Genomic DNA, 23,692 nt, shown 5'->3' on the forward strand with positions numbered 1-23,692 from the left:
TTCTTGCGTTATTTTCTGATTTTGTCTTTGAGTGGGCATCTCATGGACATTTTCTCGCATTTTTTCCTGATTTTGTCTTTGAGCTGGCATCTCATGGACATTTTCTTGCGTTATTTTCTGATTTTGTCTTTGAGCTGGCATCTCATGGACATTTTCTCGCGTTTTTTCCTGATTTTGTCTTTGAGCGGGCATCTCATGGACATTTTCACACGTTTTTTCCTGATTTTGTCCTTGAGCGGGCATCTCATGGACATTTTCACGCGTTTTTTCCTGATTTTGTCTTTGAGCTGGCATCTCATGGACATTTTCACACGTTTTTTCCCGATTTTGTCTTTGAGCGGGCATCTTATGAACATTTTTACGCGTTTTCTCCTGATTTTGTCCTTGAGCAGGTTTCTCGTACATACTTTTCCGCATTTTGCTGCTCAGATTATTTTTTAGTAAGTATTCGCCTAAACATGCTATAATACGGGGAAAATAAGGATGGAACCTAGAAAGTCAGTACATTCCTAAAGAAGTCACACATAAGCTAGCGCCATCTACCCGAAGGGCGGATTTTTCTATATGTGGCAAGAAACTATTTCGATTACAGGGCCGTATGATTTTGATTTAGCCTTGGATAGGTTAAAATTAGATCCCTTACATCATGTGGATGTGAACAATAAAAGTGTGAAGGTGCCCATTCAACTTAACTCGAAACAGCTGGTAGTAGAAGTAGTAGGGGTGGGGAGCCTTCAAGAACCTGAGTTTATCTTAAAAGGCACTGATATGAAGGAACAAGCAGTGGAACGGCTTGTTGAAATATTTGGTTGGAATGTTGAACTGTTAAAGGTCCATGAGCATTTTCAGAAAACGGAGCTAAAATCCTTGTTTCAACAGCATTATGGAACACCATTAGTGCTTGACTTTGACTCCTTTGCTTGTTTATTAAAATGCATTATCCATCAACAGTTAAACTTATCTTTTGCCCATACCTTAACAGAACGGTTCGTAAAGACGTTTGGAAATGAGCAGGAGGGAGTTTGGTTTTATCCAACACCTGAAAAGGTCGCAGGTATAACAGTTGAGCAGTTACGTGAACTGCAGTTTAGTGGTCGAAAAGCAGAGTATGCGATTGGAATTGCTGAGCTAGTAGCTTCTGAGAAGCTCAGTTTTCATAAAATGAATCAACTGTCTGATGAAGAAATTGCAAAAGAGTTAACCAAGATTCGAGGAGTTGGTCCGTGGACCGCGCAAAACTTTTTAATGTTTGGACTTGGGCGGCAAAACCTGTTCCCAATGGCGGATATTGGGCTGCAAAATGCTTTGAAGAAATATTATCAGCTAGATCAGAAACCAACGGCAGAAGAAATGGAAAAGCTTAAAAAGCCATGGGAGCCGTACCTTAGCTATGCTTCGCTTTATTTGTGGAGAAGCATTGAATAATGGAGTGAAATAACGTTGAAAAATGAACAAAAAACCTTTGAAAATAAATCAGGGAAAAAGAGTGGTCAGTTCTCTAAAAACAAACAAAATAATAGACAGAATGTTAAACAGCCTAAAGGGTCAAACCGGAAACAAGAACAGTCATCTGTCCAAATGGAGATTAAACAAACTTTCCCACTAACCATCAAGCGCCTTGGCATTAATGGGGAAGGGGTCGGTTATTTTAAACGGCAAGTTGTCTTTGTTCCAGGGGCATTGCCAGGTGAGGAAGTCGTTGCGGAAGTGACAAAGGTCCATCCGAAGTTCTCGGAAGCTCGGATTAAGAAAATCAGAAAGCCTTCGGAACACCGTGTGAAACCTGTTTGTCCTGTCTACGAGGAATGCGGTGGCTGTCAATTGCAGCACTTGCATTACTCTCAGCAGTTGAAGGAGAAACGTGATATTATCATTCAATCACTTGAGCGTCATACAAAGCTCCCTATTAGCGACCTTGTGATTAAAGATACTATCGGAATGGACAATCCATGGGGATATCGAAATAAAAGTCAGTTTCAGGTTGGAGAAAAGGCTGGAAAAATCCTCGCTGGTTTATATGGGATGAATTCACACAAAATCATCAATATTGAACAATGTGCGGTTCAACATCCTGCAACAACCAAGGCTACGGAAGTGGTTAAAGCTGTCCTTCAAGATTTAAAGATAACCGTTTATAACGAGAAAACAGGCAAAGGTCTTGTGCGGACGATTGTCGCACGTACAGGCATTCAATCTGGAGAACTACAAATCGTCTTAATTACAACTAAGAAAGAATTGCCTAAGAAGGAATTGGTTATTGAAGAAATTAAAAAGCGTCTGCCTGAAGTGACTTCGATTGTTCAAAATGTGAATGGGCAAAAGACTTCCCTCATCTTTGGCGACGAGACAAAGACATTAGAAGGAAACGATTTTATCCAGGAAACGTTAGGCGATCTGCAGTTTGAACTATCAGCGAGAACCTTCTTCCAATTGAATCCTGAACAGACGGTTAAACTTTATGATGAGGTGAAAGCAGCCGCTAAGCTTACTGGAAAGGAAAAAGTCGTCGATGCGTACTGTGGTGTTGGCACCATTGGGCTCTGGCTTGCTGGAGATGCAGGGGAAATCCGAGGAATGGATGTGATCCCTGAATCCATTGAAGATGCTCGAAAAAATGCAGACCGACATGGAATTAAGCATGCAAGGTATGAGGTAGGAAAAGCAGAACAGTGGATGCCTAAATGGGCAAAAGAAGGCTGGCGCCCTGATGTCATCGTCGTCGACCCACCTCGAACAGGCTGTGATGCTGAGTTTCTCAACACAGTTTTAAAAGTAAAGCCGAAAACATTTGTGTATGTTTCTTGCAACCCTTCTACATTAGCGAAAGATATCGCGACGCTTAGCAAATTCTATAAAGTTGAATATATCCAACCAGTTGACATGTTCCCACATACGGCGCATGTCGAAGCGGTTACGAAATTGGTTTTAAAATCGTAATCCATTAAAAAAAGCCGATAAACGTTTATCGGCTTTTTTGCTACATTTTAATGGCGATTCTCTTGGTTAATAGTCGGATGAACCAAACGGTTACGACTATGATTAGTAATACTCCAATCAATGCCATCCCTGATGGTAAAAAGTCTAACCATGAAAACCAACCTGGAACTGGTAATTCGAGAGAAATTCTTAAGAGTGTATCCTTTAACATTTTAAAATTTAATGCAATTAAGATAAATCCAATCCCAGCCATAACATCGAATCGGTAGAAACTAGAACTGATTAGCCAACCAATCAAATAATATATATATAGATTTAGGGCAAGTACGCTAATAGCCATTATCCAGTTATCCTGAGGATCGACGTAGGGAGAGATAATGATGGACTGAACAATGTCGCCTATAATATTGTCGTCAATATCTACTTCATTAATGGATTGTACTTTGGTGCTAATGCTGGCTAGATTTAATACAAATTTTTCTAAGCTAGAAATGATTATGGTGAAGATCGGCAGAATGATTGCAATACCAATAGATGCTAGAAATGACCCAATGAAATAATCCTTTCTGGTTACCCCGTTTCCTACATAATGGGAGAGAAAGTGAATTGATAGTAGGCCGATAATCAGCATATAGATGTTACCTGTAATAAAAATCGTATTAAAATATCCCTCTACTTCATTACCTTGAACTCCGGCAATGATTAATTTAACGATGTTAATGAGGAACATAATTCCCAAAAAGCCACCTGTCCAGACTAACTGGATAACAAACATGTCTAATGCAACTTTAGGGAAAATCCTTGTTTGTTTCATATTAGTTCTCCTCCTCTGTTAAATGGATAAACAACTCATGAAGGGAGACAGGGGCGAGATCAAGTCCACTTTCCAAAGCAGCTTCTCTCTCATCATCACTAAGTTCTCCATAAATGGTCACAGATTTTGCCGTTCCTAATTCTTGCATGTTAATTTGTTTTTTATTACTGGTAAAATCATTGACTAAGTCTGCATTCCCAGTAATGGTGGCCCCTTTTGCTAGTAGAGTATCGATTTCCTCATGAAGTAAAATTGTACCCTGGTTTATGATCATCACTTCATCAAATAAATAATCCATTTCCGACACGAGATGCGTTGACAGGATGATGATTCTTGGATGCTTTCCCTGATCCTCTAATAGCTCGCGGTAAAAGATATCTCTTGAAGGAGCGTCCATACCTAAATACACTTCGTCAAATATCGTTACGGGAGCTCTACTTGCTAGACCCATGATGACATTTAAGGAAGACTGCATCCCTTTGGAAAACTTCTTAATCGGCTTTTTGCGGTCAAGTTTAAAACGATCTACTAGATATTCAGCATAGTTTTTATCAAAGTTCGGACGATATCGTTGAATATCTTCAAGCATATCGATTACATTGTCCGATTCCTCTTTATAATCTTTGTTATACAGAAATGCGACCTGTTGCATGACCTTCGCATTTTCGAAGGGTATTTCGCCATTAATGGTGATTGTGCCTGAGGAAGGTTCACGAAATGAGGCCAGAATGGAAAGAAGGGACGTTTTCCCAGCACCATTTCTCCCTAATAATCCATAAATCTTTTCACCACTTAACTCAAAACTAATATCTTTTAGAGCAAAATCCTTCCCATATTTTAATTGAACCTTTTCTGCTTTTACATTCATTCTAGTTCACGTCCTCTAACATTTTTAATAAAGCTGTAAATTTCATCCTCAGTGATCCCTAACTTGTCGGCTTCTTGGACCAATTTGACCACATAATCCTCAACAAAAGATTTTTTGCGTTGTTGAATCAGTTTCTCTTTCGCACCCTGGGCTACAAACATGCCAATTCCCCTTTTTTTGAAAAGAATTCCTTCGTCTACTAACTGATTGACACCCTTTGATACAGTGACATGGTTGATTTTATAAAAATTAACCAGTTGGTTCGTTGAAGGTGCTTGTTCTCCTTCTTTTAGTTGATCATTAAGAATTTGGTCTTCGATTCTTTCACGAATTTGCATATAGATTGGTTTATCTTGAGCCAAAGAGTTTTTCATGTTATCGCCTACTATTCATTATTTATCATGCAAACACAGATGGTTATATAGTTATGTATATAACTATAAGTGTAGGTGTGTTCAAAGTCAATACTGTTTTGATTTGAATTAGATATTAAAATGTGGACGAACTATGGTATTTTATGTAAAGGTAAGTGAAAAGTAGATAGGGTGGTACTAGGGTAAAAAAGTGTGGCCGCTATACAGTAGGTCAAAGATAGGTCATGAATAAATAGTAGGTGGGATAATGATGAAAGCTTTATATTGTTTGCTTTTTCTTTTAGGGGTAACGTTTTTTGTTGGCTGTCAGAATAATTCGGAAAATACAATGGTACTTTTAGATGAAAAGGTTAGTGAGATAAATGTATCACCGTCAAATGGAGTGGGGGATATGAACCTAGATATTAGTCTGTCTTTTAAGGATAAAAAATCAATTAAAATGTTTGAGCAAGCGATAAAAACGGCAACAAAACAGAAATCTGATGTTTATAACCTAAAGCCTGATTATGATGTAATGGTTGAATATGAAGGAGGATTGCCTACTCATGCCATTCATTTGTGGTTGGGCGAGGAAGGCGAAAAGAGCACCCTTATGTATATGGTAGGAGAAGGAGAAACGTATGTCACGTCGTCGAAAATGACTAGTAAACTAAGGAAACTAATTCTTTCGGAATAAAAAATTAGAGTTATATGGTTCTAGGTTTGTGAAGATGAAGAACAAGTGAATAACTATCACAGATTGAAAGAAATATATGGACTTATCATTTTAAAATTTTTGGCGTGTTTTACATCTGAATAGAGGTGCTGTGAATGAACAAGCAAACGTATTTTGATGCGGGAAATTATACAGGAAATCATCTTCATGTTGGAAACTGGAAGGCTGCACACACCCCAACAATTGAGGGGATAGCTTGGGTTAGGCAAGACGACTCAATGGATTTGTTTTTTAATGATTTTAACAGTGAAAGGGAAATGCAAGATTTGTTCGTTGGGAAGGGTTATTATTGTGAAGAGTTTATGGGAGGACATATCGGTACGGTGAGAAGTGATGATGAGGCGTACTCCATGTTCGAAAAATGGGTTAATGAAGTATTGTTTCCATATCGGAATATGACCTCGAAGGAGTGAGCGGAGTGAAGAAAATCCATCTCATGAAATGGGTGTTAGAGGTTGATTTACAACAGACGAAGGAATTTTATCTCAAAGACCTAGAAATGTGTTCTTGTTTATACTGTGAAAATTACATGGAAGCCTGTAGACAGATGGATTCATCGATCAAGCTGGTATTTACTATGTTAGGAATTACTCCTTCAAAACCAAGCCATTTATCAGAGTTTGGTGAAAATGAAGATGGATTACGCTTATATATTGGAAGTTATCATGTAGTCGGTAAATTAGTAGAAGGTGAGTATTGTAGAGATTCTGAATGGAATGATACCACCACAGCCAGGATGAAAAATTTCACGTTTGGGTTTAAGAAAGAATTGTTGTTCGCACCTAATGAATTGAAAACACCTGTTTTGCAATTAGACTTTGAAGCACGAATTCCTTGGGTATTAAATGAAAAGCCAGAAGACTAATGCATATATTCTAAACAGGTTGGCAATAGATTGGAGACCATAGATGCTAGTAAAAGAATATCTAAACGCAACTTTTCCTGGGTTAGTGTTGAAACCAAGTCTTTATTATCAATGGAAGACTCATATTCATTTCGACTTAGCTAAAGACCTTTATCAATTGAAAAAACATACCGATGAGCTAAATCCTGTTTATTTTCATACAGTGTATGAGCAAGTCAGCACGCTTTTTCATGAGTTATTCTCAGACGAAGATACCATTCTTTTCGTAACCAATATCTATCAATACAAGGATTATGTAAGAAGAAGCAGCAAGAAAATGAAGGTCTACCAGCATTATATAAAAAACAAAGCTACTCTATTTAAATTAAAACAAGAAGTACTTTCTTATATGTTTGACGATGAAGAAGATTTTGAGGAGAAATGTACCTCTCAATTTTCGTTAGAATGCCAGAAACAGGATATAAAATATCATTTTTTATTAAAAGCAATTTGTAACCAGGACTTCCATTCATTGCAGCCTAGATTACATAATCCATATGGTTTATATGAGCCGGATGTCTTTTTCATTAATGTCACGAAAGATGTTATTTTTTATATTTATGATGATAGGGGTTGTGAAGTCATTGCAAGGGATATTGAAACGATACGACCTTTATATGCAAAATATCGTGACTGGATTGATGACTATTGTCTTGCAGAGATCGATCAACTTTTTAATGGCTAAAAGATTCAAATCCTGATGTAACAACTAACGAAGAAAGAGAGAACCAATATGCTCGTAAACGTAAAGGTATGGGGAAACGATTTAAATTGTGATGTGTGTTCAAATGACAAATGGTACAAGAGAACTCTCAAAACTGAATTTGAAAGCCAAGAAAATGCTCTAATTTTTGAAGAAGAAGTAAGGTATTTATTTGAATGCTCAAACTGTGGAAATTGTAAGTTATTCGGCATGGTTAGTAGGGAAACAAATCCTGATGAAGTTAATTTAACGATCATGCCAGTTGGTAACGAGTGAGGATGATTGTGTGAAATATGCAGACTATAATGATCCTGAAAAATGGCTTGGTGGGCATTATGAATTAACCATCGAATATCACCCGTCTGGGGATAGCCAAAAAGTAAATAATGCTTTAGACGCATTGTACAAGAGTGGTCTTTTTAACGGAATGTGGGCAGAGAAAAGGGACAAGTCTAGTGTTCCTCTTCCTATCACGATTGAAGAGGAGAGTGTTCAGTTATTCTATGGAACCTTATCCCTAAGTAAAGATCATGAGTTACCTTGTGAAATTAGTGTAATCAGGATTCGCGGGGAGTCTGATTGGTTAGATATATCCATCCCACAAGGTATCCTTGAAGAAAAGTTTCCTTATACCTATCCGCTTACACTAGAGGAAAACCCTTGGTTAAGTGGGGTTATTGAGATGTATGCTAAATTGGCTGAGACTATTTTTCAACGTGCGCCTTTTAATCTAGCGATGATTGGAGAAGAAGTATCCGGATACGCAAATGAAGCAAGTCTTTCAATAGATGACGTGGAAAACTTAACCCTCATTCTGCCACTGCACTTGCAAACAAAACTAAAGCTCAATGGAAAAGGGAAAGCTTTATCAAATAATCTCCGAATCTTCTTATAAATGTAATCTGAATCATTTAAGTAGAGGGGAAATTTTAAAAAGAATGGACTGAATCTTAGTTGGTTGGATAGATTACGGAAAAGTGTAGGTGTTTTTAATTGGAATATACGGACTTGGTGACAGAGCTCAAAAAGAAGAAAATTAAGGTCGTTGAAATCCCTAAATGGGGAAAATATCTGAGGAAGAAGTGGGAAGACGAATTTGTCAGTCATCTGAATGAAGCTGAAAAGAAAGCCATCTACCTTTACGATGAAGATGGAGCATGTGGGTATCTGTGGCATGTCTTTAGCTATGAAAAAAGGGGGCGTCTTCAAGAAGAACAAGCAGATACTGCCTTTAACAGAGAGCACAAGAAATCCTGTTATGTTTTTTATCAACATTCCAATGATGCGCTCATTCTTGAAAATGCGAGGGCACTCAGAGCTGAGGACTTTGAAGAGCAAGAGGATGTATACGTGGTGGATAAGGAGTTCAAGTGGACCTATGTACGAACACACGAAACAGGTTGGTTGGGGCCGTATTTTAGCCGGAAGTAGGAGTGTTTTATATCGAACTATTAGAATTGTACTATAAAAAATTCACAGGTAGGGTGCAGGCAACAGATTATGTAGAGTGGGCAATCCACTGCTTGTATATGGGAACACCTGAAATCAAGAAATTAGCTGGGATGAACATGAGTGATGAGCCATTAAATTTTTTTGAAATTGAAAAAATGTTTGCAGATGCAATGAAAAGTACCCAGTGGGAAGCACCTTCAAAAGAACAATGTTTGGACCATCATATAAAACGCCTGCATGCACAACTATTGGTACCAAATGAGAATGCTATGTTGATCGTGAAGGAGCTATACGATTGTACGCTGAAGGCTAATCTTTTCGAAGAACAGATGAATTGGCAGGAGCTTAGTGATGCTATTGACGATTTTCAGTACGGAGATAATGTTTACGGTTATACCTTGGAAAAGATTAATGAAATGATTGCTATACATGCTCGTAAGTTATGGCACACGAAGATAAGTCAAATGAACTTTAAGGAATTTATTGGACAAAAGATTATTGGTATTGATTCCGAGGTCCACTTTCTGATTCAATTGGAAAAAGGATCCATCATAATTGAATGCCCGTGGCGAATTCGGGATACAGGTGGAATCGTCATAGGAGAAACAGATATCCAATCGAACCAAAGGGAGTGGAAAGCAGTTGGCGAGCTTCTGATAGGGAAAACCATTGAAGATGTTCAGTTGTTAGAACAATGTCCCCTTCTTATCGTCCAATGTGACCATCTCTTTTTAGATGTGTTTCATGCTAGCTCTTTTTTCGATGGGTGGACGTTAACAGATGAAGAGGATTTCTATTTATTTTCCATGCATGGTGGAAGTATTGCATAAATATGATTATTTGAGCTTGGGGAGTTGTGAGGATGAAAAGGGGCGTTAGCTTTGAGATTCCAAACGAATATGGTTCTTTGCTTTCAAAAGTGTTAGAGCCGGTTGACATTTCTACTTTTAGTTGGCGAATTGGAAATGGCGAGGCATATAAAGTTGTCGACGGTCGTTTAGACGAAAATCTCTTCTTGGGATATAAAGACTCCATTGAAGGGGAAGATTTAAAAGATTTATTAGAAAACAAACCTTCCTATATTATTTTTGCTGACCTACAAGCCTATCCGAGCGGAGAACTCTCTTATGTTGAGACTTATGAAGAATTCATGGGAAGCAAGTGTGAGTTTGTCTTATTAATCGTAGATTGCAGCTATGTCACTCTCTATTGTAAAAATAAGCAGTCCATTGAGTTGCTCTATCATCATGCAAAAGAGTGCGGATTTAAAGATGTGGAATACATTACCGATGATAACGATGCTAGAACGAGTCTTATAGCTTGGTGACATTTAGGAACATTTTTCGAATAATCAGTTGATAAAAATGGATAGGGGATACTGTTTATGGAAATAGAGGAAATGCGCAAAAAGATTCAAGAATTGAATGATGGGGAAGCAAAGTCACTCTTATTTCAAATTTTTCTACGGATGAATCTTTTAAAGGAAACGGAGTATTCACGCGAACAATTTTTACATGACGTGGAGAACATATACAAGACCATTGATCATGTTGCAAATAAAAAGTCAGAGTTGAAAAAAGAGGAATCTTTTAAAAGAGTACATATTCTATTCGGTGCATCCCCGGCAGGATCCTTAAAAGTAGCGTTAAAGAAAATGAGAACCAAAGAGGAAAAGGTTCTCTCATTTTGGGATATGTTTTCGATTGGACCTGTCTGGAAGTTGCATGAAACACCAGGGGAAGAATCCAGGTTTGATTGGATAAAGACGGTTATGAACGCTGAGCTTGAAGAATTTCAAGACTATAAGCAACAGTTTCAAAATACTGTTCACCAAATTATGAGTATTCCAGAAGACGTACCTATTATTCTATGGGTTGCAGAAAATGCACATGAACAAACAGGGCTTCGGTATGTCTTACATTTACTAAAGAACAAACCGAATGAAATCCAAGTCCTTAACACTACAGAGTTATATGCGGAGCATTTTCATCAGCCAGATATTATTTATACTGTGTTACATACTGGTGAAATCCCACCAGAGAAACTCCAAGTGATATATGCGCAGAGTAAATCAAACTCTCTGTTATCACAACAAGAAAGAGAAAATCTCGAACAGGAATGGTTGAGTCTTGCTGAAAATAAGAAAACATTACGTATTTGGCGGGATGGAAGGATCAAGTGTGTGGATGTTGATTATTTCGACCAATTTATCATCACTAAGGCGAAGGAACTTCAAATTAAACGACAGCATAAAGGAGAAGCTGATGAATTCATGAAATCAGCAAGAATAATTGGCGAGGTTTTAGGCTATTTAGAGCAATATGTAGGGGATAGCTTCTTAGAATATCGGCTGAGGAAGTTGATTGAAAAAGATATATTTGAGGTAGAAGGTAGTCTGAAAGCGATGAGATTTTATAGTGTGAGATTGAAACGTTAGTATATGATTAAATAGAACAGCTTTTAATTTTATAAGTGAATGCAAAGCAAAGAGAGGAAGAAGATAAAATGGCAAGTGTAGATGTTAACAAACAAGCGCCGGATTTTGCATTGAATGATTTTAAAGGGAATGTATTTAAGCTTTCTGACTTTAGGGGTAAAAGCAATGTATTGATTGTCCTAAATCGAGGGTTTGTTTGACCGTTTTGCAGAAGGCACATGATGCAGTTGCATCGTGATTATAATAAATTCATAGAAAAAGATACCGAAATCGTCGCAATTGGACCTGAAAATGCAAATAGCTTTAAAACCTACTGGGATGTGCATGGTCTTAAGTTCCACGGAATTCCCGACGAAAAACACTCAGTTCTTAAACTATATGGTCAAAAGGTAAATTTATTAAGGCTAGGGAGAATGCCGGCACAAATGTTGGTCGATAAAGAGGGAGTATTGAGGTATGTTCATTATGGACATTCTATGAGAGATATTCCTGAAAATGCTGAGATATTTGAACTTATCAATACACTGTAAAATGATTTTCAGTCAGTCCTCGGGGTGTTGTCGAGTTTATCCGGCAAGGCAAACCTCGAGGACTGTATTTAGTTGCATTTACATTTTAAGGCAATTGATTCCCAGCCGCGCGGTAGATTTCATACCACTCTTCTCTTGTTAGGATAACATCGGAAGCCTTGGCAATATTGGTTAGTCGTTCTGGAGTCATTGTACCAACAATCGTCTGAATTTTAGCAGGGTGGCGTAAAATCCAAGCAACCGCAACAGCTGATTTGTTAATCCCGTACTTGTCACCCACTTCTTGAAGCTTTGCATTAAGCTCAGGGAAGTCATCGTTATCAATGAAAAGTCCTTCAAAGAGTCCGTATCTAAATGGAGACCATGCTTGAATCGTCATATCATGTAAGCGACTGTAATCAAGGATACTTCCGTCTCTGTTGATGGCCTGATCGTTTTTGTTGTTTACTTGGATTCCAGCATCAATCATCCCGGTATGCATGACGCTAAGTTGTAGTTGATTGATAATCAGGTCTTGTTCCACATATTTTTTTAACAGCTCAATTTGCATGGAATTATGGTTGCTAACGCCAAAATGGCGGATCTTTCCACTTTCCTTCAGGATCGTAAAAGTCTCGGCCACTTCTTCACGATCCACTAAGGCATCAGGGCGGTGTAGCAGAAACACATCAATATAGTCTGTTTTTAGCCGTTGGAGGCTACCATCGACAGAAGCTAAAAGATGCTCCTTCGAAAAATCATAATAGCCTTTTCGGATTCCTGCTTTCGTTTGAATGATAATTTTTTCACGAACAGAGGGCTTCATGTCTATGGCCTCAGCAAATACTTCTTCAGATTGCCCTTTTCCGTATATATCGGCGTGATCAAAAAAATCAACCCCAAGCTCTAGCGCATTATGTATCACATTTGCCGCAGCTTCTTTCGAAAGCTTCCCCATGCCCATACAGCCTAACGCAATAGAGGAAACCTCCAGATTACTTCTACCTAATTTCATTTTCTTCATATGTATCACCTCAACTTAAATTGAGGTGACAGGCACCATCCAGAAACTGGATGGTGCCTGTCACCTGGTGTTATATGGATAAGCTTACGTTGCCGTCTTCACTTATTTCGACGGTGGAGTAGCTTTCAAATGTTTCTACATTGGTAATTTCATGTCCTTCGGTCTTAGAAAAGCTCTCCATATACTGCTGATAGACTTCAGGGTTTTTAACGATATGATAATAATAGACTCTTTTCCCATCGAGTGAATCTTCACTTCTTAGAAGAAAACGATTAGGGAATTGGGAGCTAAACCACTCTCTTGCTTCTAAATGACTTCTAAAGTCTGGCATTTGTTCTGTTATGGATGTTAAATCCATGTTCACTTCTTATTCACTCCTTTCGCGTCATCCGTAGTATGTCCGCTAGAGGGAAACATTAACAGGTAGCAAGCACCTGTTAATGGTGAACAGCTTGATTAGTTGATTAGCGATTGAAGTGGCGCAGGAATACGTCCACCACGGCGAATCATTCTTTCAGAAGAGAATGGATTCACGCCCATTACTGGTGCACGACCGAGTAAGCCCCCGAATTCGACCATTTCTCCTTCGTTTTTACCCGGAACAGGAATGACACGTACAGCCGTTGTTTTTTTATTAATCATTCCGATTGCGGCTTCATCGGCAATAATCGCTGACAAGGTAGAAGCAGACACATTGCCTGTTAAGGCAATCATGTCTAGACCGACGGAGCAAACGCAGGTCATCGCTTCAAGCTTGGAAAGCGTAAGGGCGTTGTCTTCGATGCCGCGAATCATTCCGTTGTCTTCGCTAACAGGGATAAAGGCTCCGCTTAATCCGCCAACATAAGAACTGGCCATTGCGCCACCTTTTTTCACCGCATCGTTCATAAGAGCTAGAGCAGCAATCGTACCGTGTGTACCAACTCGCTCTAAGCCGATTTCCTCAAGAATCTCGGCAACACTATCGTTAAGTGCATTTGTTGGAGCAAGTGATAAATCCATAATGCCAAAAGGAACATCTAGCCTTTTAGCGACTTCACGACCAACGAGCTCGCCAGCACGTGTGATTTTAAAAGCAGTTTTCTTTATGATATCTGCGACTTCGCCAAGATCAGCGTCTGGGTAGTTCTTCAAAGCATTCAATACTACACCTGGTCCACTTACCCCAACACTAACAACTGCTTCGCCTTCACCAGCACCATGGAAAGCACCCGCCATGAAAGGGTTATCTTCAACAGGATTACAGAAAACAACTAGCTTCGCACAAGCAAGTCCATTTTGGTCTTTTGTACGTTCTGCTGCGTCCTTCATGATAATACCCATTTGTCGAACTGCATCCATATTAATCCCAGCCCGAGTGGTACCAACAGAGATGGAGGCACAAACTCGCTCAGTTACACTGAGTGCCTCAGGAAGTGCATCTAATAAGGTTTGGTCACCTTTGGTAATGCCTTTATGTACAAGTGCAGAATAGCCCCCGATAAAATCAACACCAAGTTTTTTCGCCGCCTCGTCGAGCGTTTTTGCAAGTTGAACCGCTTCTTCACGAGTAGCATTGCCAAGGATTTCAGCAACTGGTGTGATCGCGATGCGCTTATTAATAATCGGGATCCCAAACTCTTTGCTAGCTTTTTCAGCTGTTTCTTTTAAGTCTTTTGCATAGGTGGTAATTTTCTCGTACACTCTTTTGTTCATTTTTTCAAAATCTGAATCGGCACAATCGCGTAAGCTGATTCCCATTGTGACGGTGCGGATATCTAGATTTTCCATTTGAACCATTCGGATGGTTTCCATCATTTCATTTAAGGCAATATTCATTCTAGTTTCCCCTCTCTTTAAACACGATGCATCGCATGGAAGATTTCTTCAAGCTGAACGTTGATGGTTAAACCAAGCGGTTCCCCAAGCGCAGTTAATTTTTGTTGCAAGGCCTCAAGGTTTTCTAGATTCGTTACATCAACAATCATCATCATGGTAAAAAAGTCTTGTAGAATGGTTTGACTGATATCAAAAATATTCACATTTTCGTTTGCTAGGACGGTGGTAACCTTTGCGATAATACCTACTTGATCTTTTCCGACTACACTTACGACTGCTCTTCTTTGACTCATTACATTCACCCCGAAAAATAATTTTTTTAATATAAAAAAGAGATTGGTTCTTTCTCCAATCTCATCAGGCATTAGAATAACAAATCGTGATGTTACTCTTCTGTCCTTTTGCCTGAGATTGTGAATCCTTCGGCGCCGCAAACAGCGGTCTCTCCAGAAGCTGCTCCAGTTATAGTGTTACCCATAACCTTCAACGCTTGCTCATTTAGTTATAGAATATAAAATATGTCTACCAAAAACGATTCTAACATGAAATAATTTAACAATAATTTCAGAATTGGTCAACAAAAAACGATGAGGTGACAGGCACCATCCAGAATCTGGATGGTGCCTGTCACCCCAAACCAATAAAAAATTTATTTTGCAACTATTTTTTATTTGCTTGCATCTATATAGTACAGGTTTCAAAAAAAGGGGGGTGAGCCAGCTTGGATGTTGTTGAGGGATTAAAGAAGAAAGAGGAAACTGCTTTAGTGGAGCTGATGAATCTTTATGGAGATTATTTGCTGAGAACTGCCATTTTATTAGTGAAGGATAAGCAAAGTGCAGAGGAAGTTGTTCAAGATACGTTCATTACAGCGTTTGATAAAATTCATCAGCTCGCAGATTCTGGGAAACTAAAGAGCTGGCTGACCTCTATCCTCGTGAACAACTGTCGGTCGCAGCAACGGAAACGAAGCTGGAAAGATATCTTTCTCCCTTTTAACTTGATTGAACGTTATCAGATGGATGAAGGTACTTTAGGACCAGAAGATCAGTTGCTTCATCTAATGGAAAATCAACAATTGGCGGTTGCCATTCATGCGTTGGATTATAAATATCGAGAGGCGATTATTTTATATTACTTTAATGAAATGAAAATTAATGAGATTGCTCAGTTCCTAGAAGTCAATGAAAATACGATAAAGTCACGATTAACAAGGGGTAGATCTCAGTTGAAAGAGATTTTAAGGAGAGGAGAAGGTGGAAATGAGTCAGGAAAAGGAAAAATTGAAACAAAAGCTCGATGATGAGCTTCGACATGTGAAGTTTACAAAGCAACAAGATGTACTCAATCGAATTAACCATGGTACGTGGAAAGATAAGCTCTCTTCCTTTTTGGATAAAGAAATTGAAATTCCTCTAATGCCTGTTTTCGCTGCCACCACCATAATCTTTTTATCATGGGGCATATGGACGTTTACCAATGAAAAGGACCATCAACCTCTCATTTCTCACCAAGAGTTAGTAGAAGCTGGCGGAAACATCTATTGGAAGGAACAACTAGAAAGAGCGGTGGTCCTCAATGAAAATTAGATTAAAAGTGAAGCATCTTATTTTTATCATTGTTGGACTTCTCGTAGTTATTCCGCTCACAACATTTATTATTATGCCGCAGGCTCAACTATATATAGGCGGAAAACAACTTGCTGCAGGGGAGCCGATTGGAAAAGAAAAGATTGTTCAAGTTTTAGAACAGCCGTTATTTCCAAATCAAAGGTGGGGAATTATTCGAAAATACATGATGGATGATGGAGGCTCACAGCGGTTTGATGTGTATGTAGGACCATCCTCTACTCAAGTAAATAATCAATCCCCAGGGCTTCACTTTACCTTGGAGGAAAAGAAGCCGTATTTAAAGGAGTATTTGGCCAAAGGGCCAGTCGATGGATATTTAACGACAGCTGCTACTCTTTTGTCTCATGATTATCAGCAAGAAGGTAAATTTAATAAAGCTGATGAAGTATTAAAAGAAGCGTCAGAGCGCTATTCAACTAGTCAGTTCTCTTTTAATCAAGAAGAATTAGAACTTGAACGAATTAAATTACGCATCAGTCAGACAAATTATGAAGGTGCTAAAGAACTGATTGAAGAGTTAAAAGATAAGATTACCTCAGAAAATTTTCATTCGGTAGGAATGCTAGCAAGCCTAGAAGCGGAAATAATGCTTCGCGAAGGCAGATTAGAAGAGGGGTATGAGTTGGTCAATTCTGAGTTAGAGGATTATCAGCAAAAATGGGAAGAAGAAAAGCAAGAGCATCCTGAAGATCCAGATATGGGTACTCCTGTGGCTCTTGAGCATCTGGAGTCTTTAAAAGGGTATCTTGAAAGAACGATGGACATGCAAAGTGACGGGGTGACAACTGTAAAAGGGAAGATTGTCCGTAGTGATGGAAAAGCGGTTCCTTATGCAGGTGTGTTTTTACGGCAAGAGCAGGCTGTTAACCACAGTGTGTTGGAGGATGAGCCTTATCAAGTGTTAACAGATGAAGATGGAAACTTTGAGTTTTCAGGTGTCATATCAGGTAGCTATCAGCTTTATTTGGGTTTGACCTTTGACCAAATAGATGGCTGGACATGGCCGTTTGAATATGGAGATTGGATCCAAATTGACGGGCAAGAAACTGAGTATGTGGAGGTCACCTTGCATCCCTTGCTCGAGCTACAATCGCCCGTTAACCAAGAGGCGATAAAAACCGACACAATGGAGTTCGAATGGGAACCGGTCGAGGGGGCTGCTTATTACGATATTCATTTAGGCGTAGAACTTGATTCAGGTTCGATAGGAACACTGTTTAAAACTGGCATTGTAGGGAATACATTAACAGTTCCGCTAGAAGAACTGTACAACCAGCAGGTTGGGGTCATGTTTGAAGATGAAGAAGATTGGTCATCCGTTGATCCTGTTTCGATACTTGCTTTTACCAATACAGAAAATAAGTTTTCATGGTCGGTCAAGGCTTATAGTCAAGATGGAAAAATGATTACACAAAGTAATGGATATCGGCTTGATGAAGAGAACATTGGAAATCTACCTTTCTTTTATCTGCAGGAAAGGAAAATGACAGAAGCGGATAAGCTCTTTTTAGATAAAAAGGTGAAGCTGGCATTTGAGAAATATAAGGAAAACTATGCGAAGAATCCTCAGGATTTTCATAGTTTAAGGATGATTGTTCGATTGATGGGCATTGAAGCCATGCAAACTGGAAAGACGAGGGAGGAAGCAGTTTTGCCTTATCTAATCAAGTGGGCTGAGGTTTCGGAAGACGCAAATACCATGTTTGAACTAGCGGACTATTACCATAAGAGACGTGAATGGAAAGAATATGATTCTTGGTATAAGCGATATATGGATGCTGCTGGTGATGCTCCATCAGAATACGCTCTCGGTCTACATGCGACTGCGTTAATGAAACAAGGAAAACTGGCTGAAGCAAAGCAAACTTTTCAGCAGGCAATGGAATTAGATAATGAGAATCGCTTTGTCGGCAATTGGCTTGCTGTGGAATTGTATACAGATGCAGATGGATCATATGATTCTGCTCGGGGGCTTGCAAAGATGTATCCAGAAAGGGGCTTTGAAAGTCGGGACTGGTACGGAATGATTGGGAAAATGATCACAGAGAAAAAGGAATTTACTGATTATGACCAAGACCTTAAACATGCACTAGAACTGTACTTTAACGAAAATCATGAGAGTCTAAACCAATGGATAGAAGCGACTGATAAAATTCAATTGAAAAATTTTATCCAAGGATTAATAGAAATAAACTAAACGAGCGGCCCGAGTAGGCCGTTCTTTTTTGCGAGAATGGGTAATTCCAATTACTGGATGGTGCCTGTCACCCAAAGGAGGTCACCACAAAGGAGTCACTGCTAAAGGTTTGGAAATACTAAGCTTAGGTGGTGATGGCTACGTGGATACAATTTTATTTATTTTTTATGTTTTGGCTTATTTGATTTTGTTGTTTTGGGGAGTACGAATGGCGAACTTATATGGATGGATGTCGAGTGCGAATGTCCTTTTATTGGTGATTGCGGCGTTGATTTATGAAAATGGCATTTTAGCTAGTGGAAGTACGATTGGTGAAGGAGCAGTGCTTAAAAATTTAAATTTTGCTCGTTATTGGCTTCATGCATTATTTACTCCGATGCTGGTTCTATTTGCATGGAATGTGATTAAAAGAGCAAAAGTTCATTGGGCCACTAACAGGAAGGTAGGATTCTTGGCTTTATTAATCGTCATCGTTCTCATTTCGCTTGAAGTTTTCACACAATTAATAGGACTGGAACTTGAGGCAAAGAAAGAATACGGTGTTCTGTGCTACCGAGGAAAAGAAATGGGCGCTCCTGTCATGGTGATTGTTGTAACGCTAACATTACTAATTTCATCAGTCATGATTTGGTGGAAGCAAAAATGGCCATGGCTATTGATTGGAATTCTTGCTATGGGGGGCGGAAGTGCCCTCTTTAAGCATGTTGCTAGTGGCGCAATCATGAATGGAACTGAATTAGTATTAATGATTTCATTAATAGCAACCAAACGTTTTCAGGATACGTCTACATAAGAAGGCACAACACTCAATAAAAATTTAGAACAAACATACCAAGAGATAAAAAAATTCTTGACCTTCACGCAACGTCAACGTTTATCGTTGAATTAAGGAGGTGAGCGGATGGAATATACCGTACAAAAACTCGCAAGTTTAGCCGGTGTTAGTACTCGAACTTTACGCTATTACGATGAGATCGGGCTATTAAAACCTGCTAGAGTAAATTCATCTGGCTATCGAATCTATGGGCAAGCAGAGGTAAATCGACTCCAACAAATTCTATTTTACAGGGAATTGGATATAGGCTTAGATAAAATAAAAAACATTGTCACAGCTCCAACCTTTGACGAGACAAAGGCACTTAAAGAGCATATGCAAGAACTTATTGCGAAGCGGGAGCAGTTAGATGTTTTAATTGCGAATGTAGAAAAATCAATTGCATCAACAGAGGGGAGAATCGAAATGTCGGATCAAGAGAAATTTAAAGGCTTTAAGAAGAAAATGGTTGAAGAAAATGAAAAGAAATATGGGAAAGAAGCGCGTGATTTATATGGTGACGACGCAGTGGACCAATCGAATGCGAAGCTCATGAATATGAGCCAAGAAGATTATGAGAAAGTGACAAATCTAGAGGAAGAAGTGAAAGAAACGCTAGCAAAGGCGTTTGCGACAGGTGACCCTGCGGGTGAATTGGCTCAAAAGGCGGCTGACCTTCATAAACAATGGCTTTGCTTTTATTGGAAAGAGTACAGCAAGGAAGCACATGCGGGACTTGCGCAAATGTATGTGGCCGACGAACGCTTTACGGCTTATTATGACAAAGAACAACCTGGAACAGCAGAGTTCCTACGAGATGCAATCCTTATTTATACAAAATGACTCCTATTAAATTGTATTTGAGAGATCCTACCGAACCTAATTGGTAGGATTTTTTTAAAAGAAAATAAGGTTATTTTTGATAAATTTCCTTGAGACTATTAAAATAAGCATATCTTGGAAGAAATAAAGGATACGGATATTGAAAAGTGTAGGAGGATCTGAATGGGAAAACGGGAGGTCTTTTGGGGAGTGGTAAGTTGTATTGTCATCTTACTTGCTTATATTATTCCCTATACATTTCTGACAAACGTGGCAAATTGGTATGGGAGTTTTCTGCTATGGGTCGGTGTTGCTTTTGTCATTATCATCATTAACCTCATAATCACAAAAGACTGGAGGTCTTAATTTGAGTAATAGTCTAATTTGGTGGGGAATCATCATCTATACAGTTGCCTCCTTATTTATCGCCTATTTGTCTCGGAGCGGAAAGGAAGTCAGTATGTCAGGGTACTTCCTTGGGAACCGAAAAATGAACGGTTTTGTTTCAGCTTTAAGTTATAGTGCGACTACTTATAGTGCGTTTATGATGGTGGGGTTAGCTGGGCTAACTTATCGAGGCGGAGTAGGAGCGTTAGGTTTTGAGATTATTTATTTTGCGGGAGTAACCTTAGTTGCCTTTTTTGGTCCGAGGTTCTGGTTAGCTGGGAATAAATATGGGTATGTGACACCGTCAGAAATGCTAGGGGACCGCTACGATAATAAATTAGTCGCAGTTGTAATTGCAATCTCAACCTGTATTTTCCTTATCCCTTATAGTGCGGTTCAATTAGCGGGGGTAGGATACTTAGTGGAGGGGATGACAAACGGGGGGATTTCCTTCACAACCGGCGTCATTATTGCCACCGTATTAGCAATTCTATTTTCATTTATAGCTGGAATTCGCTCTGTTATGTGGACAGATTCACTACAAGCTTTAATGATGATTGTGGCTTCTACTGTCGTTGTTTTACTCATAATTCAAGGTTTAGGTGGCTTTAGTGGCTTTTTTGGTTCGTTGGAAGCAAATTATCCAGATTCTTTAACGGTACCAGGGAATGGATACTGGAGTTTTGCAACGTTTTTATCGATGACGGTTCCATGGTTATTCTTTAGTCTTTCAAATCCACAAGTGAGTCAAAGGATGTTCATGCCTTCCTCTCTAAAAAGTTTAAGAGGGATGCTATTAGGATTCTTAGGATTTGGACTAGTCTACACCTTAGTTTCTGTTTTATGGGGATTCTCAGCAGTTATCATGTTTCCTGGGCTTGAAAATCCGGATGTGGCGACACCAAGTTTATTATCTTCGGAGTTTGTTCCCCCGGTTCTAGGGATTATCGTCATGGTTGCAATTATAGCAGCAGCCATCTCTACGATAGACTCAATCTTATTGACACTCGCGTCTCTCTTTGCAAGGGATGTTTACGGAAATATGAAACCAAATGTGAGCGAGAGTCGACAGTTAGCTATTGGAAAGTTCGTCATGCCGATTATTGCCATCATGGCCTTTGCTTTTGCTGAATTGCAACTAGACTTAATTGCAGTTTTATCGGTCGCTTCATCCGCTGGTTTGACTGTAACGGTACCAGCGATTATCGGAACGTTCTTTTGGAAAAGAGGAACAGCTACAGGAGTCATCACCAGTGTAGCTGTTAGTGGGCTATTAGTTCTTATGCTTGAATTGTCCACGCTCAAGCCATATGGGCTAGGTTCGGGTGTTTGGGGATTATTGGTTTCAACACTATTATTTGTTGGGGTGAGCTTACTGACAAAACCTCCAGTTGAAAAGGCAGAGGAATTTGTAACCTATATCAATACAGAAATGAAAAAGAGTCTAAAGTCCTCCAAAAACGCAAACCGTGAAACTGTCAATAAAGGATATTAAAAGCACTTTGCTCTAACCGAACACTACTCATAATACAAAAAGAACGGCTATCCACATGTATACTAGGATTGCCGTTCTTTTATTAGAATCAAGTCGAACTGTTCGTTGCTTCAACTTAGCTAATATTCATGGTACAAAGGAATTAACAGATGCGCGCATAAGCGATTTCGTTAAACTTCTCGACCGCCTGTTCAATTTCAACATGGTATCCTAATTCAATTAGGGTTTCACCAATAAGGGCAACTGCTTTTTCTAGCATCTCTTCGGTTGTATTTCCCATATGTCCAATCCGGAAGGCTTTACCCGCTAAATGGGCCAAGGCTCCAGCAACAATGACACCCTTTTTGGCGAGGGCAGCGCGGAAAGCAACGTCATCAAGTCCTTCAGGGTATAAAATACAGCTTAAGGTTGCAGCGGCAGCATCTTCTTCTGCTAACGCTTTCATTCCATAAACGTTTAGGGCTGCTCGTACAGCTTTTCCATATGCAGCATGACGCTTATAACGGTTTTCCATGCCCTCTTTAAGGACTAAGCGCATTCCTTCCTCGTAGGCATAGATGAGATTTACAGGAGGGGTAGCAAAGTACTTTTGAGGATCATGCATAATCGGAATCCAATTATAAATATCACTATAATAAGCGGGGATACGCTCTAGTTGTTTTCTTGCCTCTAAGGCTGTTTGGTTAAAAGCAACAATTGCAAGACCAGGAGGTACCCCAATTGCTTTTTGAGACCCTGTTAAAATCACATCAATCTTAGCTTCTTCACTGCCATAGGTTCTGCTCATATTTTCTTCCATGGCTGCCGTAGCACAAACCCCATCAAGAATCACAAGTGCATCGTACTTTTTTATGATCGGCACTAGTGTCTCTAAATCAGCGGCAACTCCTGTTGATGTATCCGCATGTGTGAGGGTAACTGCTTTAAATTGTCCTTCAGCGAGTTTTTCTTCCACTTCAATTGGATTAACTTGTTTGCCCCATTCAGATTGAATGACTTCCACTTGGATTCCGAAGGCTTCACTTAGCTTAACAAAGCGATCTCCAAAAAAGCCCTGGCTGATGACGAGAATCTTTTCCCCAACGGCAACTGTGTTTAGAAGAGCCATTTCCATCGAAAGCGTTCCAGACCCTGAAATCACAAACACTTCGCCATCGGTTTGGAACATTTCCTTCGTTTTTTCGATGGCATTCCGATAAATAGCAGCAAATCGTGCATCGGTATGGCTTCTAGTTTCTTGTCCTAAAGCATCATAGATTGAGTCTACTACCGGCGTTGGTCCAGGTATAAGTAGCATTTCCTTGTTACGCAATCCAACCATCCCCTAACCATTCTTGAAATATTTTTACAATTCTATCTTCTATTTTACATAAAAATATCATTTAAATCTCAATTACTTTTATCAAACTTTTTACATTATTCGTTGTTTTTTGATAATGTAGTGTTCATATTGATGTTTTTTTGTTTTATGTGGCTAAACTGGTTGCGAAATGAGAGAAACGGTCACGATGAAGGGTTCAATGTGACTCAAAAGCAGTTGAAATCAGAGAAACGGCTACGAGGAAGAGTTCAATGTGACAAAACTGAATTCGAAATGAGAAATACTGTCATGATGAAGAGTTCAATGTGCCCAACCAGCATTTGAAATGAGAGAAACGGTCACAATGAAGGGTTCAATGTGCCCAACCAGCATTTGAAATGAGAGAAACGGTCACAATGAAGGGTTCAATGTGCCCAACCTGCAGTTGAAATGAGAGAAACGGTCACGATGAAGGATTCAATGTGCCCAAA

At 39.3% G+C, this 23,692-nt stretch carries 29 protein-coding genes, 1 pseudogene and 1 riboswitch; of the genes and pseudogenes, 22 read left to right on the plus strand and 8 right to left on the minus strand.

Translation table 11 applies throughout. The features are described 5' to 3' along the window. From H0185_RS16075 to rlmD, 3 genes are all read left to right on the plus strand, one after another. The coding region (locus H0185_RS16075; RefSeq protein ID WP_221874528.1) for a hypothetical protein at positions 1-467 on the plus strand (467 nt) is incomplete at its 5' end. Between the two features lie 97 nt (positions 468-564). Next, a complete protein-coding gene (locus tag H0185_RS16080; protein ID WP_221874529.1) occupies positions 565-1,425 on the plus strand; it encodes a DNA-3-methyladenine glycosylase family protein in 861 nt (286 codons plus the stop codon). Between the two features lie 153 nt (positions 1,426-1,578). After that, positions 1,579-2,937: a 23S rRNA (uracil(1939)-C(5))-methyltransferase RlmD gene (gene rlmD / locus H0185_RS16085; protein ID WP_221874566.1), complete on the plus strand. Its 1,359-nt coding sequence runs from the start codon at positions 1,579-1,581 to the stop codon at positions 2,935-2,937. A gap of 40 nt (positions 2,938-2,977) precedes the next feature. Here rlmD and H0185_RS16090 read toward each other — a convergent pair whose 3' ends face one another. From H0185_RS16090 to H0185_RS16100, 3 genes are read right to left on the minus strand one after another with little or no spacing between them, the layout of a single operon-like run. Beyond that, entirely contained in the window at positions 2,978-3,751 is a 774-nt protein-coding gene (locus H0185_RS16090) for a hypothetical protein (protein WP_221874530.1), read from the minus strand. A gap of 1 nt (position 3,752) precedes the next feature. Continuing rightward, the gene (locus H0185_RS16095) at positions 3,753-4,619 is read right to left on the minus strand and encodes an ATP-binding cassette domain-containing protein (protein ID WP_221874531.1); all 867 of its coding nucleotides are present in this window, start codon (positions 4,617-4,619) and stop codon (positions 3,753-3,755) included. Further along, positions 4,616-4,993 carry a GntR family transcriptional regulator gene (locus tag H0185_RS16100; RefSeq protein WP_221874532.1) on the minus strand — a complete coding sequence of 126 codons (378 nt, stop codon included), beginning with the start codon at positions 4,991-4,993 and terminating at the stop codon, positions 4,616-4,618. Before H0185_RS16100 ends, H0185_RS16095 begins: the two co-directional genes overlap by 4 nt. Before the next feature lie 247 nt (positions 4,994-5,240). On the opposite strand from H0185_RS16100, the gene H0185_RS16105 reads away from it, so the two are divergent. The 12 genes and pseudogenes from H0185_RS16105 to H0185_RS16160 all read left to right on the plus strand — a co-directional run. Next, entirely contained in the window at positions 5,241-5,669 is a 429-nt protein-coding gene (locus H0185_RS16105; protein WP_246629240.1) for a YhfM domain-containing protein, read from the plus strand. Positions 5,670-5,803: 134 nt separating this feature from the next. After that, positions 5,804-6,121, plus strand: a complete 318-nt coding sequence (locus H0185_RS16110; RefSeq protein ID WP_221874533.1) for a hypothetical protein — start codon at positions 5,804-5,806, stop codon at positions 6,119-6,121. A 5-nt stretch (positions 6,122-6,126) separates the two neighbouring features. Then, positions 6,127-6,573 (plus strand): hypothetical protein, encoded by a 447-nt coding sequence (locus H0185_RS16115; RefSeq protein ID WP_221874534.1) that lies wholly within the window; start codon positions 6,127-6,129, stop codon positions 6,571-6,573. A gap of 43 nt (positions 6,574-6,616) precedes the next feature. Then, the gene (locus tag H0185_RS16120; RefSeq protein ID WP_221874535.1) at positions 6,617-7,297 is read left to right on the plus strand and encodes a DUF3885 domain-containing protein; all 681 of its coding nucleotides are present in this window, start codon (positions 6,617-6,619) and stop codon (positions 7,295-7,297) included. A 48-nt stretch (positions 7,298-7,345) separates the two neighbouring features. After that, a complete protein-coding gene (locus H0185_RS16125; RefSeq protein ID WP_221874536.1) occupies positions 7,346-7,591 on the plus strand; it encodes a hypothetical protein in 246 nt (81 codons plus the stop codon). Between the two features lie 10 nt (positions 7,592-7,601). Then, positions 7,602-8,210, plus strand: a complete 609-nt coding sequence (locus H0185_RS16130; RefSeq protein WP_221874537.1) for a hypothetical protein — start codon at positions 7,602-7,604, stop codon at positions 8,208-8,210. Positions 8,211-8,308: 98 nt separating this feature from the next. Continuing rightward, a complete protein-coding gene (locus H0185_RS16135; RefSeq protein WP_221874538.1) occupies positions 8,309-8,746 on the plus strand; it encodes a DUF4275 family protein in 438 nt (145 codons plus the stop codon). A 2-nt stretch (positions 8,747-8,748) separates the two neighbouring features. Then, complete coding sequence (locus H0185_RS16140; RefSeq protein ID WP_343223163.1) at positions 8,749-9,597, plus strand: hypothetical protein; 849 nt, start codon at positions 8,749-8,751, stop codon at positions 9,595-9,597. Positions 9,598-9,629: 32 nt separating this feature from the next. After that, complete coding sequence (locus H0185_RS16145) at positions 9,630-10,094, plus strand: DUF2691 family protein (RefSeq protein WP_221874539.1); 465 nt, start codon at positions 9,630-9,632, stop codon at positions 10,092-10,094. Positions 10,095-10,151: 57 nt separating this feature from the next. Next, positions 10,152-11,204: a DUF1835 domain-containing protein gene (locus H0185_RS16150; RefSeq protein WP_221874540.1), complete on the plus strand. Its 1,053-nt coding sequence runs from the start codon at positions 10,152-10,154 to the stop codon at positions 11,202-11,204. 68 nt (positions 11,205-11,272) lie between these two features. After that, positions 11,273-11,404: a thioredoxin domain-containing protein gene (locus H0185_RS24605; RefSeq protein ID WP_221874541.1), complete on the plus strand. Its 132-nt coding sequence runs from the start codon at positions 11,273-11,275 to the stop codon at positions 11,402-11,404. 12 nt (positions 11,405-11,416) lie between these two features. After that, positions 11,417-11,734, plus strand: a pseudogene (locus H0185_RS16160) (peroxiredoxin family protein); the annotation flags it as partial. Positions 11,735-11,819: 85 nt separating this feature from the next. Here H0185_RS16160 and H0185_RS16165 read toward each other — a convergent pair. The 4 genes from H0185_RS16165 to H0185_RS16180 all read right to left on the minus strand — a co-directional run bounded on the left by H0185_RS16165 (position 11,820) and on the right by H0185_RS16180 (position 14,848). Then, positions 11,820-12,737 carry an aldo/keto reductase gene (locus tag H0185_RS16165; protein ID WP_221874543.1) on the minus strand — a complete coding sequence of 306 codons (918 nt, stop codon included), beginning with the start codon at positions 12,735-12,737 and terminating at the stop codon, positions 11,820-11,822. A 70-nt stretch (positions 12,738-12,807) separates the two neighbouring features. Continuing rightward, positions 12,808-13,101: a hypothetical protein gene (locus H0185_RS16170; RefSeq protein WP_221874544.1), complete on the minus strand. Its 294-nt coding sequence runs from the start codon at positions 13,099-13,101 to the stop codon at positions 12,808-12,810. A 92-nt stretch (positions 13,102-13,193) separates the two neighbouring features. After that, positions 13,194-14,555: a PFL family protein gene (locus tag H0185_RS16175; protein WP_221874545.1), complete on the minus strand. Its 1,362-nt coding sequence runs from the start codon at positions 14,553-14,555 to the stop codon at positions 13,194-13,196. 17 nt (positions 14,556-14,572) lie between these two features. After that, positions 14,573-14,848, minus strand: coding sequence for an ACT domain-containing protein (locus H0185_RS16180; RefSeq protein ID WP_221874546.1), 276 nt, complete (start codon positions 14,846-14,848; stop codon positions 14,573-14,575). A gap of 90 nt (positions 14,849-14,938) precedes the next feature. Further along, a riboswitch (glycine riboswitch) is annotated at positions 14,939-15,015 on the minus strand. Positions 15,016-15,276: 261 nt separating this feature from the next. Between H0185_RS16180 and H0185_RS16185 the strand changes: the two genes are divergently transcribed. From H0185_RS16185 to H0185_RS16215, 7 genes are all read left to right on the plus strand, one after another. Continuing rightward, positions 15,277-15,858: an RNA polymerase sigma factor gene (locus H0185_RS16185; protein ID WP_221874547.1), complete on the plus strand. Its 582-nt coding sequence runs from the start codon at positions 15,277-15,279 to the stop codon at positions 15,856-15,858. Further along, positions 15,818-16,144: a hypothetical protein gene (locus H0185_RS16190; RefSeq protein WP_221874548.1), complete on the plus strand. Its 327-nt coding sequence runs from the start codon at positions 15,818-15,820 to the stop codon at positions 16,142-16,144. The genes H0185_RS16185 and H0185_RS16190 overlap by 41 nt, the downstream gene beginning before the upstream one ends. Continuing rightward, a complete protein-coding gene (locus tag H0185_RS16195) occupies positions 16,134-18,383 on the plus strand; it encodes a carboxypeptidase-like regulatory domain-containing protein (protein ID WP_221874549.1) in 2,250 nt (749 codons plus the stop codon). Before H0185_RS16190 ends, H0185_RS16195 begins: the two co-directional genes overlap by 11 nt. 142 nt (positions 18,384-18,525) lie before the next feature. Beyond that, a complete protein-coding gene (locus H0185_RS16200) occupies positions 18,526-19,176 on the plus strand; it encodes a hypothetical protein (protein WP_221874550.1) in 651 nt (216 codons plus the stop codon). A gap of 108 nt (positions 19,177-19,284) precedes the next feature. Beyond that, entirely contained in the window at positions 19,285-20,040 is a 756-nt protein-coding gene (locus tag H0185_RS16205; protein ID WP_221874551.1) for a MerR family transcriptional regulator, read from the plus strand. 162 nt (positions 20,041-20,202) lie between these two features. Beyond that, entirely contained in the window at positions 20,203-20,385 is a 183-nt protein-coding gene (locus H0185_RS16210; RefSeq protein ID WP_221874552.1) for a hypothetical protein, read from the plus strand. Position 20,386: 1 nt separating this feature from the next. Then, a complete protein-coding gene (locus H0185_RS16215) occupies positions 20,387-21,901 on the plus strand; it encodes a sodium:solute symporter family protein (RefSeq protein WP_221874553.1) in 1,515 nt (504 codons plus the stop codon). Positions 21,902-22,043: 142 nt separating this feature from the next. Here the strand turns inward: H0185_RS16215 and H0185_RS16220 are convergent, their stop codons facing one another. Further along, complete coding sequence (locus tag H0185_RS16220; RefSeq protein WP_221874554.1) at positions 22,044-23,213, minus strand: pyridoxal-phosphate-dependent aminotransferase family protein; 1,170 nt, start codon at positions 23,211-23,213, stop codon at positions 22,044-22,046. Between the last annotated feature and the right edge of the window lie 479 nt (positions 23,214-23,692).

The sequence above is a fragment of the Mesobacillus maritimus genome, assembly GCF_019749255.1.
Classification (GTDB): domain Bacteria; phylum Bacillota; class Bacilli; order Bacillales; family Cytobacillaceae; genus Mesobacillus_B; species Mesobacillus_B maritimus_A.